16 protein-coding genes are annotated in these 14,152 nt (G+C 70.6%); 5 read left to right on the plus strand and 11 right to left on the minus strand.

The annotated features are described in order from the left end of the window. Positions 1-48: 48 nt before the first annotated feature. A complete protein-coding gene (locus ACQEU1_RS09845) occupies positions 49-570 on the plus strand; it encodes a DUF305 domain-containing protein (protein ID WP_433198543.1) in 522 nt (173 codons plus the stop codon). On the opposite strand, the gene ACQEU1_RS09850 is transcribed toward ACQEU1_RS09845, so the two are convergent. Genes ACQEU1_RS09850 through ACQEU1_RS09865 form a run of 4 tightly spaced genes read right to left on the minus strand, consistent with a single transcriptional unit; the run spans position 571 to position 2,697 of the window. Continuing rightward, positions 571-1,566, minus strand: coding sequence for a YdcF family protein (locus ACQEU1_RS09850; protein ID WP_433198545.1), 996 nt, complete (start codon positions 1,564-1,566; stop codon positions 571-573). A 22-nt stretch (positions 1,567-1,588) separates the two neighbouring features. Then, the gene (locus ACQEU1_RS09855; protein ID WP_382444793.1) at positions 1,589-1,765 is read right to left on the minus strand and encodes a hypothetical protein; all 177 of its coding nucleotides are present in this window, start codon (positions 1,763-1,765) and stop codon (positions 1,589-1,591) included. Between the two features lie 16 nt (positions 1,766-1,781). Next, positions 1,782-1,934 carry a hypothetical protein gene (locus tag ACQEU1_RS09860; protein ID WP_382444792.1) on the minus strand — a complete coding sequence of 51 codons (153 nt, stop codon included), beginning with the start codon at positions 1,932-1,934 and terminating at the stop codon, positions 1,782-1,784. Positions 1,935-1,971: 37 nt separating this feature from the next. Continuing rightward, entirely contained in the window at positions 1,972-2,697 is a 726-nt protein-coding gene (locus ACQEU1_RS09865; protein WP_433198548.1) for an aminoglycoside phosphotransferase family protein, read from the minus strand. Positions 2,698-2,728: 31 nt separating this feature from the next. Here ACQEU1_RS09865 and ACQEU1_RS09870 point away from each other — a divergent pair, with 31 nt between their 5' ends. Together ACQEU1_RS09870 and ACQEU1_RS09875 are read left to right on the plus strand one after the other, a co-directional pair. Beyond that, positions 2,729-3,490: an IclR family transcriptional regulator gene (locus tag ACQEU1_RS09870; RefSeq protein WP_433198550.1), complete on the plus strand. Its 762-nt coding sequence runs from the start codon at positions 2,729-2,731 to the stop codon at positions 3,488-3,490. Positions 3,491-3,519: 29 nt separating this feature from the next. Next, complete coding sequence (locus ACQEU1_RS09875) at positions 3,520-4,965, plus strand: aldehyde dehydrogenase family protein (RefSeq protein ID WP_433198552.1); 1,446 nt, start codon at positions 3,520-3,522, stop codon at positions 4,963-4,965. 44 nt (positions 4,966-5,009) lie between these two features. Here the strand turns inward: ACQEU1_RS09875 and ACQEU1_RS09880 are convergent, their stop codons facing one another. The 7 genes from ACQEU1_RS09880 to ACQEU1_RS09910 all read right to left on the minus strand — a co-directional run bounded on the left by ACQEU1_RS09880 (position 5,010) and on the right by ACQEU1_RS09910 (position 11,849). Continuing rightward, complete coding sequence (locus ACQEU1_RS09880) at positions 5,010-5,645, minus strand: response regulator (RefSeq protein WP_433198554.1); 636 nt, start codon at positions 5,643-5,645, stop codon at positions 5,010-5,012. Next, entirely contained in the window at positions 5,642-6,505 is an 864-nt protein-coding gene (locus tag ACQEU1_RS09885; protein WP_433198556.1) for a sensor histidine kinase, read from the minus strand. Before ACQEU1_RS09885 ends, ACQEU1_RS09880 begins: the two co-directional genes overlap by 4 nt. Further along, positions 6,502-7,710, minus strand: a complete 1,209-nt coding sequence (locus tag ACQEU1_RS09890) for a serine hydrolase domain-containing protein (protein ID WP_433198558.1) — start codon at positions 7,708-7,710, stop codon at positions 6,502-6,504. Before ACQEU1_RS09890 ends, ACQEU1_RS09885 begins: the two co-directional genes overlap by 4 nt. Positions 7,711-7,876: 166 nt before the next feature. Next, on the minus strand, positions 7,877-9,427 hold the full coding sequence (locus tag ACQEU1_RS09895) for an MDR family MFS transporter (protein ID WP_433198560.1): 1,551 nt from the start codon (positions 9,425-9,427) through the stop codon (positions 7,877-7,879). Next, on the minus strand, positions 9,424-10,047 hold the full coding sequence (locus tag ACQEU1_RS09900) for a TetR/AcrR family transcriptional regulator (protein ID WP_433198562.1): 624 nt from the start codon (positions 10,045-10,047) through the stop codon (positions 9,424-9,426). The genes ACQEU1_RS09895 and ACQEU1_RS09900 overlap by 4 nt, the downstream gene beginning before the upstream one ends. A gap of 53 nt (positions 10,048-10,100) precedes the next feature. Next, positions 10,101-10,826 (minus strand): DUF427 domain-containing protein, encoded by a 726-nt coding sequence (locus tag ACQEU1_RS09905; RefSeq protein WP_433198564.1) that lies wholly within the window; start codon positions 10,824-10,826, stop codon positions 10,101-10,103. Between the two features lie 39 nt (positions 10,827-10,865). After that, the gene (locus ACQEU1_RS09910; RefSeq protein WP_433198566.1) at positions 10,866-11,849 is read right to left on the minus strand and encodes a ribose-phosphate diphosphokinase; all 984 of its coding nucleotides are present in this window, start codon (positions 11,847-11,849) and stop codon (positions 10,866-10,868) included. A 271-nt stretch (positions 11,850-12,120) separates the two neighbouring features. On the opposite strand from ACQEU1_RS09910, the gene ACQEU1_RS09915 reads away from it, so the two are divergent. Together ACQEU1_RS09915 and ACQEU1_RS09920 are read left to right on the plus strand one after the other, a co-directional pair. Further along, positions 12,121-12,255: a hypothetical protein gene (locus ACQEU1_RS09915; protein ID WP_433198568.1), complete on the plus strand. Its 135-nt coding sequence runs from the start codon at positions 12,121-12,123 to the stop codon at positions 12,253-12,255. Between the two features lie 94 nt (positions 12,256-12,349). Next, entirely contained in the window at positions 12,350-13,837 is a 1,488-nt protein-coding gene (locus ACQEU1_RS09920; protein ID WP_433198570.1) for an alpha/beta hydrolase, read from the plus strand. The last annotated feature ends 315 nt before the right edge of the window (positions 13,838-14,152 follow it).

Consider the following 14,152-nt stretch of genomic DNA (forward strand, 5'->3'; position numbering starts at 1 on the left):
CTCAGTCCACTCAGCACTGTCCACAAACGCGGAGAGAAGAAGAACCCAGTGAAGAAGTCCCTCATCGGGGCTGTCGTCGGCATGCTCGTGCTAGCTGCCTGCGGTGGTCCCGCGAACAACGCTGCCCAGAACAACGACGCGGACGTCACGTTCGCGCAGCAGATGGTCCCGCACCACGAGCAGGCGCTCGCGATGGCGAAGCTCGTGCCGTCGCGCAGCAGTGACGCGAAGGTCCGCGACCTCGCTCAGCGCGTCGAGAAGGCCCAGGGCCCCGAGATCACCCAGCTCAACCAGTGGCTGAAGGAGTGGGGCGCGGAAGCCAAAGGCCACGAAGGCCACGACATGTCCGGGATGATGAGCGACGAGGACATGGGCGAGCTGGAGAAGGCCGGCGGCGCCGAGTTCGACCGGATGTGGCTCGCGATGATGATCAAGCACCACGAAGGCGCGGTCGAGATGGCGAAGAAGGAACTGGCCGACGGCAAGGACGAGAACGCCAGGAAGCTCGCCCAGGCCGTCATCGACGGTCAGCAGCAGGAGATCACCGAGATGAAGGAACTCCTGAAGTAGCTAGTTGATCTGCGTGAGCGCGAGCCCGCCCGCCATCAGCACGGCGCACGCCAGGCCGTGCATGACGGGGTTGCGCACCAGCAGCGCCACGAACTCCCGCAGGAACGCGCTCGGCACGAAGTACCACGCCGTGGGCGCGCCGATGACCTGCAACCGCAGGCCCTGGTTGCGGGAGAGCACGGCGGTGCGGAACACGTGGTAGTTGTTCGTGACCGCGACGACCCGGCCGTGGAGACCCCGCTCGGCGAGCAACGCCTTGCTGTAGCGGAGGTTCTCCTCGGTCGTGGTCGCCTGGTCCTCCATCACCACGTCGGTGTCGGGCACGCCGCGTTCGAGCAGGTACCGCCGCATCGCGTACGCCTCGGACACCTCTTCGTCCGCGCCCTGCCCGCCGGTCACGACGATCACGGGTTCGCGGCCGGACTCGCGGTCGCGCCAGTACAGCCGCATGGCGCGGTCGAGGCGGTTCGCGAGCAGCTTCGGCACGCGGTCGCCGATCAGGCCCGCGCCGAGCACCACGATGCCGTCGAACCCGTGCCTGCGGCCGGTGCGGCCGTAGACCACCGAGTACAACAGCAGGCTCACGAACAGGAACGCGATGTAGGCCGACACCAGGAACAACCCGATCGCGGAGCCACGGATCCAGTCGTTGGGCTGCAGGATCCCCCACGCGAAGTAGACCATCTCGCCGAGCAGGGCGAGGCCCGCGAGCAACGAGAGCAGGTTGCCGAGCGACCGGCCCTCTCGGCGCAGCATCACCACGCCGTTGGCCAGCAACGCGAGCGGCAGCAGGAAGAGCCCCACCACCGCGATCATGAACGCGAGGAGCAGCGGCAGGCTCAGCACCGGGTTGTCGCGCCCCGCCTCGGCGAACGACAGCAGGAGCATCACCAGCGAGATGCCGAGCCAGACGGCGTTGCTCAGCCTCCGGCGGTCGCGCACGACCCCGATGACGAAGAACGTGGCGGGGATGAGGAACAGCAGGCCGGCGAGCACCGGCCCAGAGTAGTACCGATGATCACTCGGTGCTGTCGGTCTGCTCCGGTTTCGGCGCGGGCTTCGGCCGGGGCCGCAACGTCACGGCGCCCGCCGTGAGGTCGAGCGGGCCGGTCTCCTCGTAGTCCTCGCCGGTGCCCGCGTCCGTCGCCTCGCGCCGGACCTTGGGGCCCGGGAACAACTCACCCAACTGTCCCATGGCCCCGACACTACCCTCAGAACAACGCGATGAGCAGCACGATCACGGCGATCGCGACCGCCAGCAGGATCCACTTCGAGTTGGCGGGCCTGCGGTAGTGGCTGCGGACCGTGGTGGAACCGAACCAGCTGTAGGGACGGCTGCGGCGGTGTCGGCGAACCCAGGGCATCTCGTCCTCCTCGGGGGAATGGCTTGTCCGCCTCCGGTTACCCGCGTTTCAACCGGTCGAGTACTCCAGCCAGACCAACTTCCACCGTCTCGGCGTCGCCGGTGTCGTGTCCGTGGAGGACTTCGTGCCACGGCCCCAGTTGATGCCAGACCAGCGCCCGCTCCCTCAACGCGGGTGTGACGCCGTAGACCTCGGCGAGCGCGGCGGCGAACTCCGGCGGTGTCGCGTGCAGCGCCCACGCGAGGTCGATCGCCGCGTCCCCGACGTGCAGGTCACCGAAGTCGATCACGCCGGTCAGCACGCCGTCGCGGCCCAGCACGTGTTCGGGGCCGAGGTCGCCGTGCACGAGCGTGTCGGCGGGCAGGCCGTCGATCTTGGCCAGCAGCTCGTCGCCGCCGGGCACCTGAACCTCGGTGCGGAACCGGTCGACGGGCAACGGCATCGGGCCGACGCCGCGTTCGCGCGCCTGGTTCGCGGGAACGGCGTGCAGCGCCTTCAGGAACTCCCCCAGCTGGCGGCCCTGCGTGGCGGTGAGGGAGGTGATCTCCTCCCCCGGCACGAGCTCGTGGCGCACGACCACCGGATCGTCCGACACGAGCACCGGCACGGGAACGGGCAGCGGCAGCATCGGCGCGAGCCACGGCATGACCACGCTCTCGCGGACGAGCTGCGGCCCGATCTCCGCACGGCGCGGCCGCCGCTCCACCCAGCGCCCGTCCACGAGGACGGCGGTGCTGTCCCAGCCCTCACCGAGAAAAGTCACGTGTCCAGTGTGAACGGTGCAGAATCCGGGGATGGCCGCCACCGTGTCCTCGAAGCTGCTGTCGCTGCTCGGCACGTTCGACAGCAGGCACCGCCGCCAGACCCTGAGCGGCATCGCGCGGCGCTGCGGCCTGCCGATCAGCACCACGCACCGGCTGCTGGCCGAGCTCACCGAGTGGGGCGCGGTGCGGCGGCTGGAGTCCGGCGAGTACGTGATCGGGCGGCGGATCTGGCGGCTCGGGCTGCTGGCGGCGGGCGAGGTGGACCTGAGCCGGGTCGCGGAGCCGTTCCTGCACGACATCCACGCCGCCACGCGCGCGGTGGTGCACCTGGCCGTGCGCGAAGGGGCGCAGGTGCTGTACCTCGACCGGGTGTCGGGGCACGCGTCGGTGCCGATCGTGAGCACCACCGGCAGCCGCTTGCCGTTGCACTCCACGGGGGTCGGGAAGGTGTTGCTCGCGCACGCCCCGGCGGAGGTGCAGGAGGAGGTGCTCGCGCACGGCCTGACGCGCATCACGGCGTTCACGGTCACGGAACCGGGACGGATGCGCGCGCAGCTGCACCGGATCCGACGGGACGGGTACGCGCAGACGTTCGAGGAGATGACGCTCGGGGCGTGCAGCGTGGCGGTGCCGGTCGAGGTGGACGGGCACGTCGTGGCGGCTCTCGGGATCGTGGTGCCGGACCTGCGCAACGTGCGTGCCCGGCTGGTCGCGGCACTGCAGGTGGCGTCCCGCGGCATCGCGCGGATGCTGGAGCCCAGTTTCCACCCACCGGAAGCCGGGGTTGGCTGAGCGACCACCTGGCCGCTTGAATCCGTGCCGTGGCAGGCGAAACTCGTGAGCTCTTCATCGGCGGCGACAGCGTTCCCGCGCTGGACGGCCGCACCACCGACGACCTCAACCCGTTCACCGGCGAGGTCCACGCCGTCGTCGCCGCGGGCGGTCCCGCCGACGTGACGCGGGCCGTGGACGCGGCTCAGGCGGCTTTCGACGGCTGGGCCGCGACCTCGCCGTCGGTGAAACGCGGCGTCCTGCTGCGCGCGGCCGACGGGCTGGAGGCGCGGACGGCCGAGGTCGTCGCGCTGATGGCCGCCGAGGTCGGTGGCGTCGGCGGCTGGGCAGGGTTCAACGTGATGCTGGCGGCCAACATCCTGCGCGAGGCGGCCGCCGCCGTCACGCAGCCCGTGGGCGAGGTCCTCACGACCGAGGTGCCCGGCCAGCTGTCGCTGGCGGTCCGGGAACCGCTCGGCGTCGTGGCGGCGTTCGCGCCGTGGAACGCGCCGGTCATCCTCAGCACCCGCGCCGTGGCCGCGCCGCTGGCCGCAGGGAACACCGTGGTGCTGAAACCCAGTGAGGACGCGCCGATCGCGGCCGGGCTGTTCATCGCGGACGTCCTGCACGAGGCAGGACTGCCCGCCGGCGTGCTCAACGTCGTGACGAACGCGCCCGCCGACGCCGCCGCGGTGGCGGAAGCGCTGATCACCGATCCTCGGGTGCGGGCGGTGAACTTCACCGGCTCGACCGAGGTCGGCCGGATCGTCGGAACCCTTGCGGCGCAGCACCTCAAGCCCGCCGTGCTGGAGCTCGGCGGCAAGAACTCGTTGCTGGTGCTGGACGACGCCGACCTCGACCACGCGGTGGACGCGGCGACGTTCGGGGCGTTCCACAACGCCGGCCAGATCTGCATGTCGACCGACCGCATCCTGGTGCACCGGTCCGTGGCCGAGGAGTTCACGGCGAAGCTCGCCGCGAAGGTCTCCTCGCTGCCGCACGGCGACCCCGCCGACGCCGGCACCGTGATCGGACCGGTGATCAACCCGCGTGCTGCGGCGCGGGTGGCCTCGCTGGTCGACGAGGCCGTGGCCGCCGGGGCACGGGTGCGGGCAGGCGGTGACGGTGGCGCGACGGTGCTGGACGAGGTCACGCCCGCGATGCGGGTGTTCCGCGACGAGATCTTCGGACCGGCCGTGGTGGTCGTGCCGGTGGCCGACGACGACGAGGCCGTGGCGATCGCCAACGACACCGAGCACGGGCTCACGGCGGGGATCATGACCGAGGACTCGCGGCGCGGACTCGGCCTGGCGCAACGGATCCGCACCGGCATCGTGCACGTCGGCAACCAGACGGTGGACGACGAGCCGCAGGCGCCGTTCGGCGGGGTGAAGTCGAGCGGGTACGGCAGGTTCGGCGGCCGGTGGGGGCTGGAGGCGTTCTCGGCGACGCGGTGGGTGACCGTGGCTTCCGAGCACGGCCACTTCCCCTTCTAGCGGCCCAGCGGCGACGTCGTGGGCGACCGCGGCGCCGTTCCCGGCTACCCGGCCAGCCCCGCCTCGTGGGCGACGATGGCCGCCTGGACCCGGTTCTCCGCGCCCAGGCGGCTCAGGATCGCGCTCACGTGCCCCTTCACCGTGCCCTCGACCAGGTCGAGCCGCCGCGCGATCTGCGCGTTCGACAGGCCCTGTCCGAGGAGCTTCAGCACGTCCCGTTCGCGGGCGGTCAGCGCTTCCACCTGCGTGCGGGCCTGGCTGGTCCGGCCGCCGCGGAAGCCGGCGATCATCCGCGCCGCCACCTTCGGGGCGAGGTAGGCACCGCCGGACGCGAGCGCGTGCACGCCCGCGATCAGCTCGCGCGGGTCGCCCGACTTCAGCAGGAACCCCTTGGCGCCGCCGCCGAGCGCTCGTTCGAGGTAGCCGTCGTCGTTGAACGTCGTCAGGATCGCCACCGCGAAGCCGAGCTTCGCGAGCTCCGCCGCGGCGTCCAGGCCGTCGAGGCGGGGCATGCGGACGTCGAGCAACGTCACGTCGGGACGGTGCTGCAGGGCCTTCTCGATGGCCTCGCGGCCGTCCTGCGCCTCGGCGACGACCTCGATGGCCTGGTCCGAGCCGAGGATGGCGCGCACGCCCGCGCGCACCATCGCCTCGTCGTCCGCGAGCAGTACCCGGATCACAGCTCCCCCGTGTGCGGCACGGTCGCGACCAGTTCGAACCTGCCGTCGTGCCTGCTGGTGCGGAGCGTACCGCCGGCGATCCGCACCCGTTCGGTCAGCGCGACGAGGCCGAGCCCGCTGCCCGCTCCCCTGCGTCCGCCGGCGTCGTTGCCGATCTCCACGACCGTGCTGCCCCCGGCCGACGTGACCTTGACCCGGACCTCCGACCCCGGCGCGTGCTTGGCCGCGTTCGTCAGTCCTTCCTGGACGATCCGGTGCACGGTTCGTTCCACTGTGGAGGGTGCCTCGCCGTCCGCGGTGAACTCGACCCGCAGACCCGCCGCCGTCGCGCGGTCGACGAGGTCGCGCAGGTTCGTCAGCGCGGGCGGTTCGCCGTCGCGGAGCAGGAAGACCAGGGCCGCGAGGCGTTCGGTGACGTTCGACGCGGTCTCGCGGAGCTGGGCCGCCGCCCGCTGGTGCTCGGCGGGCAACGTCATCTCCAACGCCCCCGCCTGCAGCGCGAGCAGGCTGAGCTCGTGGCCGAGCGAGTCGTGCACCTCGTGCGCGATGCGGGTGCGTTCGCGCAGGTGAGCGGCCTCGACCTCGGTCCTCGCCAGCACCGCCTGCTGCTGCGCCACCCGCCCGAGGAACCACGGCACGGCCACCACCAGCCCGGTCAGCACGAGCCCGGTCGCCCCGCCGACCACCCCGCCCGCGAACACCAGCGCCGGCCAGGAGGAGGTGGTGCGGCGCCCGAGCAGGAACGAGACCGCGAACACCGGCACCCACACCGCGGCCGTCCACGGCGGAACGCCGCCGTCCATCGCGAACGAGGTCGCGACCACCGCCGCCACGCACCCGGCGAGCGCCGCCGTCCTCACTGCCTCCACCTCACCACCGCCACGCTCAGGTTCATCACGCTCGACACGCCCAACCACACCACGAGCGGCAGCGAGTAGTGCACCAGCTGGAAGAACGTGATGTCCCGCCCGCCGTACAGCACACCGATGATCGACGGCATCGTCAACAACACCACGAGCGGCACGAACCGCAACACCTGCCACGCCTTGGGAAACCGGCGCGGCCTGCGCAACGCCCTGACGGTGAGACCGACGGAGGTGAGCGTGAGCGCGGCCAGCACCAGATCGATCAGCAGCCGGTACGACGAGGGCTCCGGCGGCGTCCGGCCGGCGACGACGTCCGCGATCCCGTTCTCCAGCAGGAAGGTGCCGTCGTTGCCGAGCGTCAGCCCGCTGTTGGACAGCACCGCGATGCCGTAGCCGTCCTTCGTGAGCAGCTGCCCCGCCGTGCCGGTGAACCAGATCCCGTTGTGCCGCAACCGTCCCTGGTCGTCCTCCTCCCAGCCCATGCCGCCCTGCGGGGTGAGCCTCGGCTGCGCGGCCAGCCACTTCGCCATGTCGTCGCCCGTGGTGATCACGCCATCCGAGCCCGCGACGAACCGGTCGGGCTCGGTCAGCGCGACGTCGACCCCGTAGGCGTGACCGAACCCCTTGGGGAAGTCCGGCGGCAGGTCGCGCGGAGTCACGTCGATCGCGGTCGTGTCGCGCATGCCGAGCGGTTCGAAGACGTGCTTCTTCAGGTAGGCGTTGAAGTTCTCGCCCGACGCCTCCTCTACGACGCGGGCGAGCAGGTGGTAGTTGGTGTTGGTGTACCGGAACCGGCCGTCGGGCACGGCGGTCCTGAGCACTTCCGCGGCTCGTTCCACGGCCTCTTGAGGACTGTTCGGCTGCGGGAGGCTCTTCTCCTTCAACGTCTTGTCGCTGATGCCGGACTTGTGGTTGAGCAGGTTCCGCACCGTGACCTTGGAGCCGAACACCGGGGCGTCGAGGTCCACCTCGCCCTCGTCGGCGAGCTGCCGCACGGCCAACGCGGTGAAGGACTTGCTGACCGACGCGATGGCCATCTTCGTCCTGCCGGTGACCAGCGCGCCGGTCGAGTCGTGGCCGTAGCCCTGCACAGAGACGATCTGGTCGTCTTTGGTGACGGCGACGGCCATGCCCGGTATCGAGGCCTCGCCCATGTACGTGGTCACCAGCAGCGTGAGCGCCGCACCCCAGGAGATCATGGGACCGACGGTATGGATCACCGCCTCGCGAGACCCGACCCGAAGGGCAGGGCCGGCCCCTGACCAAAGTCAGGGATCACGGGTGGCGGTGTGGGCGGAGAAGCACCGGCTGAACGCACCGATGCCCCCGACCGCGCGGGTCAGGGGCATCGGCACGAGCAGTGGCTCAGTGACCGGCGGCCATCTCCGCCGCCAGCCGGTCGTCCCCGCTCGTCTCCTTGAGCGGCTTCTCCTTGATGAACACCACCGCGAGCAGCGCGAGCACCGCGAACGGCGCGCCCACCAGGAAGATCTCCGCGGTCGCCGTCGCGTAGATGTCGGCGATCACGGCCCTGATCTCGGGCGGCAGCACGGACAGGTCCGGCACCTGGTGCCCGGCCGACCCGCCGCCCATGTCACCGAACTTCTCGGCGGCCAGCGACGAGACCTTGTTGGCCAGCACGGCACCCAGCGCCGAGACGCCGATCGCGCCGCCCAGCGAGCGGAAGAACGTCAGCGTGGAGGTGGTCGCGCCGAGGTCCTTGGCCGGCACGTCGTTCTGGGCCGCCAGCACGAGGTTCTGCATCATCATGCCGACGCCGATGCCGAGCACGAACATGTGCACGGACACCATGAACACCGTGGTCTGGGCGGTGATCGTGGACAGCAGCAGCATGCCGCCGACCATGAACACGCCGCCGGAGACCAGGAACGCCTTCCACCTGCCGAACTTCGTGATCAGCTGACCGGCCACGGTGGACGAGACGAGCAGGCCGAAGATCAGCGGCAGGCCGAGCAGGCCGGCCTGGGTCGGCGTCTTGCCCAGTGAGAGCTGGAAGTACTGCGACAGGAACACCGTGCCGCCGAACATCGCCACACCGACCAGCGCACTCGCGACCGTGGTCAGCGCCACCGTGCGGTTGCGGAAGATCGACAGCGGCACGATCGGGTCGTGAGCGGTGGCCTCGACCCGGACGGCGGCCACGAGCAGCAGCACGCCCAGCGACACGAGGCCCGCGGTCCAGCCGGACGCCCACTCGAACTTCTGGCCCGCCAGCGACGACCAGATCAGCAGCGTCGACACACCGGACACGATGAGGAACGCGCCCAGGTAGTCGATCTTCGTCTCCTCCTTGCGCACGACCGGGAGGTGCAGGGTGCGCTGGAGCATGTAGATCGCGGCCAGGGTGAACGGGATGCCGATGAAGAAGCACCAGCGCCAGCCGAGCCACGAGGTGTCGACCAGGACGCCGCCGATCAGCGGGCCCGCGACCGTGCCGACGCCGAAGACGGCGCCGAACATGCCCGAGTACTTGCCCAGCTCGCGCGGCGGGATCATGGCGGCCATCACGATCGTCGCGAGGGCCGTGACGCCGCCGGCGCCGAGGCCCTGCACGACGCGGCTGATGATGAGCATCTCGATGTTCTGCGAGAAGCCCGCGATCAGCGAACCGACGACGAACAGGCTGAGCGACGCCTGGATCAGCAGCTTGCGGCTGTAGAGGTCGGCGAGCTTGCCCCACAACGGCACGGTGGCGGTCATCGCGAGCAGCTCGGTCGTGACGATCCACGCGAACACCGACTGCGAGCCCTGCAGCTCGGCGACGATGCGCGGCAGCGCGTTCGACACGACGGTGCCGGCGAGGATGGCCACGAACATGCCGAGCATCAGGCCCCACATGGCCTGGACGACCTCGCGTTTGCTGTGAACCGGTGTCACTTCTGCTTCGGTGCTCATGATCCCCCTTCGGAACGACTCGGTACGTGAGCCAGCCCGGTGCCGAACAGGTCGAACGCCTCCGCGACGAGAGCCCCCAGCGAGAGGCTGTCGTCGTGGGCCCAGCGCGTCACGGCGCACCGGAACGCGGCGCTGCCCGCGTGCACGATCAGCCGCGGGTACAGGTCGGACTCGGGAAGCCCGGCCCGTGCGGCGACGGCCGCGCTGAGCAGCTGTTCGGACTCGGCGCTGTTGGCGAACGCGCGGACCAGCAGGTCCGGCCGCTGCATCAGGACTTCCTTGCGCAGCAGCCACAGGTCGCGTGCGTTGTTCAGCTCCTCGGTGATCTCGGCGAGCACCGACGACCGGTACGCCTCGAACGGCGGGACCTCGTCCGCGGCCGACGTGATGCGCTCGGCCATCCGCGGCCCCGCTTCGGGGTCCGCGCCGATGAGCGCCTCGTCCTTGCTCGCGAAGTAGTTGAAGAACGTCCGCACCGACACGTCGGCCTCGGCGGCGATCTCCTCCACGGTGACGTGGTCGTAGCCCCTCTCGGCGGCGAGACGCACGGTCGCCCGCTCGAGCGCGGTACGCGTCCGTCGCTTCTTGCGGTCGCGCAGGCTCTCCCCCGGCTGGTTCACGGGGGCAACGATACGGACCTTTTTGCAGTCACTGCAAGTTTGCAGTGTGTGAACTATGCCTCGCTGTCCGTGAGCTTTGACCAGGGGGTTTCCGGCTTCGCCTGGAGCTCGCCGTCGACGAGGAGGTCGACCTTCTCGCTGTAGAAGCAGGCCATGCCCGCGACCTTCTGGCTCTCCGGCAGCGGCGACCGGTAGATCCACACCAGGTCCTCGTGCAGCACGCCGCCCACCTCGACGGACCAGTAGTCGGCGGTCCCCTTGTACGGGCACTGCGTCCTGGTCGCGGAAGGCCTGAGCAGATCGAACCGGACGTCGCTCAACGGCAGGTAGTAGCGCGGTGGAAGGCTCGTCTCGAACAGGATCCGCGGCTGCGAGGAGGCCGCCAGGGTCACCCCGTTCAACGCCACCCGCACGTGCCGTGAGCTGGCCAGGACGTCGACGCGCTTGTACGGGTCACGCGGGTGGACGTAGATCGGCTCGTCCTCCTCCAGCCACTCGTCCATCGCCCCGAACTCGAACCGGACCAGGTCGCGCAGCTCCTCGGAGTCCGGGAACGTCCGCGCCGCACCGGCGGCCGTGCCGCCGCGCGTGACGACGTCGTGGACCCCGGCCTCGTCCGTCGGCTTCAGCTCCGCGCGCACGGAGGACCGCGGCACGTAGTACTGCGGGTAGTGCGGGATCTCCCAGACCAGGCGTGGCGCGGTCGTGTCCGCGACCAGTTCGCCGCCGAAGTACGCCCGGACCCGTTTCGCCGAAAGCTCCACCCTCAAGTCGCCCATGTCACATGCGAACACGAACCGGGCGCGAGTGCTTCCCGGCTACGCGTTGCCGTCGAAGAGGCTCGTCACCGAGCCGTCCTCGAAGACCTCCTGGATCGCCCGCGCGAGCAGCGGCGCGATGCTCAGCACCGTCAGGCCCGGGAAGCGCTTCTCGTGCGGGATCAGCAGGGTGTCGGTGAGGATCACCTCGCGCGCCTTGCTCGCGATCAGCCGGTCGTAGGCCTCGCCGGACAGCACGCCGTGCGTCGCCACGAGGATCACGTCCTTCGCGCCCTGCTCCAGCAGCTGCCGCGCGGCCGACGTGCTCGTCATCGCGGTGTCGATCATGTCGTCGACCACGACGCAGGTGCGGCCCTCGACGTCACCGACGACGCGGTTGGCCATGATCTCGTTGGGGCGCAACGGGTCGCGGGTCTTGTGGATGAACGCGATCGGGCAACCGCCGAGCAGGTCGGCCCACTTCTCGGCGAGCCGCGTGCGGCCGGCGTCCGGGGAGACGATCGTGAGGTCCTCGCCCCGGTAGCGGGCGCCCACGTGGTCGCTCAGCAGCCACATCGCGTGCAGGTGGTCGACCGGGCCGTCGAAGAAGCCCTGCGCCTGGGCGGTGTGCAGGTCGACCGTCACGATCCGGTCGGCGCCCGCGGTCTTGAACATGTCCGCGACCAGCCGCGCCGACACCGGTTCCCGTCCGGCGTACTTGCGGTCCTGCCGCGCGTACGGGTACGACGGCACCACGGCCGTGATGCGCTTGGCCGAGGCGCGCTTCAACGCGTCGACCATGAGCAGCTGCTCCATCAACCAGTCGTTGATCGGCGCGCAGTGGCTCTGCATGACGAACGCGTCCGCGCCGCGCACCGACTCCTCGAACCGGACGAAGATCTCGCCGCTCGCGAAGTCGTAGGCGGCCTGCGGGGTGATCGAGACGCCCAGGTCCTTGGCGACGGCCTCGGCGAGCTCGGGGTGGGCTCTGCCGGTGAGGAGGATGAGCTGTCGCTTCGCCACACCCGGCTTGCCGCTGACCATCTCCCACGCTCCACGCTCGTCCGTCCTCGCACCCGATCGTTCAGCATCTCGTCGCCGTCCCGCAATCCGCGCGTCCGACCGCTGAGATTCCACGTCGCTGCGCAATTCGAGTTAACCCGATCGGGGGCACCCACAAGCGGTCCGATACCAGCTCTGGCCGGGCACGCTCGGTATAGATCGGGGGAATCCGATTCACCTCTTGGGGTAGAGCCAGAGTGATTTCTTGATCAGCGTCGTTGAGGGGTCAATGACCATCCCTACGCTCCCCTCCATGCAGGAAAACCCGGACACACCTGGAACAACGGTCCAGGCGCCGCCGACGAGCCCGGTCGTGATGAGCACGCCCATCCACGACCAGATCGCCGACCGCCTCGGCGTGCGCCAGAAGCACCGGCAGCCGGACTGACCACCCGGCGCCCGGTCACGACTTTCGGCGGTCGACGTGCCCGTCGGTGAGCCGATAGGAAGAGCCCCTCCGCGGACAAGAGGGGACCTCGTCGATGCGTCTCACCGTGCTGGCCGCCGCGGCCGCGCTCATGATCACCGGCACTCCTGCCGTGCAGGCGTCGGGCGACGTGGCCGTTCCGCGCGTCAACTGGGCCTCGTGCGGCCCGGAACACCCCGGCTTCGAGTGCGCCTCCGTGCGGGTGCCGCTCGACTACGACGACCCGCGCGGCGCGACGACGACTGTCGCGTTGGCGCGCAAACCCGCGACGGACAAGGCGCGCCGGATCGGGTCGCTGTTCCTCAACCCCGGCGGACCCGGCGGGTCCGGTGTGGACTTCGCGCTCGGCGCGGGCAACACCCTGTCGGCGAACCTGAAGGGCCGGTTCGACATCGTCGGGTTCGACCCGCGCGGCATCGGGAGGTCCGACCCGCTGCACTGCTTCGCGAGCGAGGCCGACCTGGAGGCGTTCTTCGAGGGCGTCCCCGGCTTCCCGTACCAGGCGGCGCAGGAACGGCCGTACTACGACCGCTACCGCTCGCTCGGCCCCGAGTGCCGCGACGACCAGCGCATCGCTCGCCACATGAGCACCGCCGACGTGGCCCGCGACCTCGACCTGCTGCGCCGCGCCGTCGGTGACCGCAAGCTCAGCTACCTCGGCTTCTCCTACGGGTCGTTCCTCGGCGCGACCTACGCGAACCTCTTCCCGGACAACATCCGCGCGCTCGTGATCGACGGCGTGCTGAACCCCGAGCTGTGGTCGAGCGGCCGCCAGATCGAGTCGGACCGCATCGCCACCAAGGAGGAGTTCCGCGAGTTCCTGCGCACCTGCGACGAGGCGGCCTGCGTGTTCGGGCCGAAGCCGGAGCAGCGCTGGGACGCGTTGCTGAAGTCGGTGCGCGCCAAGCCGATCCAGCTCGGCGACGAGGTCTACACCTACGACGCCGTCATCGGTGCCGCGGCCGGCGCGATGTACTCGCCGTCCGACTGGCCGGACGCCGCCGCGCTGTTCGACCGGCTGTCGGACGCGGCGGGCTCGCTCTCCGTCGCGGCGGAAGCGGACTACCCCAACGACTTCGACGCCTACAACGGCAACGTGTGCGCGGACATCGAGTTCCCGCGCGCCTTCGAGTCGTACAAGGCGACCTCCCGTTACGCGGCAGCGGGTTCCGAGTTCGGCCCGTACTGGTGGTGGGGCAACGCGGCGTGCGCGAACTGGCCCGTCAACGAGGACCGCTTCACCGGGCCGTGGCGCACCCGCACGAACGCGCCGGTCCTGGTGGTGGGCAACTACTTCGACGGCGTGACGGACTTCCGGGGCGCGCAGGCCGTGAACCGGCAGATCGCCGGCAGCCGGTTGCTCGCGTACGCGGGCTGGGGGCACACGGCGTACGGGATCAGCCAGTGCGCCACCGACCACACGAACGCCTACCTGCTGGACGGGAAGCTGCCCGCGGCGGGGACGGTGTGCCCGGCGAACCCGAACCCGTTCCTGCCGTCGGTGGCGGCGGCGGAACCGCTGTTCAAGCCGACCAGGAGGTAGTGGGGACGGCGGGCGGGGGTGCGGCGGCCACGTGGCCACCGCACCCCCGCCACGCCTCACCCCGCGCTCCAGCACCCTCGCCACGCCCACCCGTGCCCCAGCACCCCCGCGACGCCTCTCTCGTGCCCCAGCACCCCCGCCACGCGTCACCGGTGTCCCAGCGCCCCGCGACGCCTCACCCGTGCCCCCGCACCTCCACCACGCGTCACTCGTGCCCCAGCACCCCCGCCACGCGTCACCGGTGCCCCAGCACCCCGCCACGCCTCACCGGTGCCCCAGCACCCCGCCACGCCTCACCCCGCGCCCCAGCACTAC

Origin of the sequence: Lentzea sp. CA-135723 (genome assembly GCF_050936595.1) — a bacterium.
Taxonomy (GTDB): domain Bacteria; phylum Actinomycetota; class Actinomycetes; order Mycobacteriales; family Pseudonocardiaceae; genus Lentzea.

Coding starts and splice junctions, on each gene's coding strand:
- ACQEU1_RS09855 (WP_382444793.1), bottom strand. CDS start 1,765: ATGGGACAGTTGGGTGAGTTGTTCCCGGGCCCCAAGGTCCGGCGCGAG.
- ACQEU1_RS09860 (WP_382444792.1), bottom strand. CDS start 1,934: ATGCCCTGGGTTCGCCGACACCGCCGCAGCCGTCCCTACAGCTGGTTC.
- ACQEU1_RS09870 (WP_433198550.1), top strand. CDS start 2,729: ATGGCCGCCACCGTGTCCTCGAAGCTGCTGTCGCTGCTCGGCACGTTC.
- ACQEU1_RS09890 (WP_433198558.1), bottom strand. CDS start 7,710: ATGATCTCCTGGGGTGCGGCGCTCACGCTGCTGGTGACCACGTACATG.
- ACQEU1_RS09895 (WP_433198560.1), bottom strand. CDS start 9,427: ATGAGCACCGAAGCAGAAGTGACACCGGTTCACAGCAAACGCGAGGTC.
- ACQEU1_RS09905 (WP_433198564.1), bottom strand. CDS start 10,826: ATGGGCGACTTGAGGGTGGAGCTTTCGGCGAAACGGGTCCGGGCGTAC.
- ACQEU1_RS09910 (WP_433198566.1), bottom strand. CDS start 11,849: ATGGTCAGCGGCAAGCCGGGTGTGGCGAAGCGACAGCTCATCCTCCTC.
- ACQEU1_RS09915 (WP_433198568.1), top strand. CDS start 12,121: ATGCAGGAAAACCCGGACACACCTGGAACAACGGTCCAGGCGCCGCCG.
- ACQEU1_RS09920 (WP_433198570.1), top strand. CDS start 12,350: ATGCGTCTCACCGTGCTGGCCGCCGCGGCCGCGCTCATGATCACCGGC.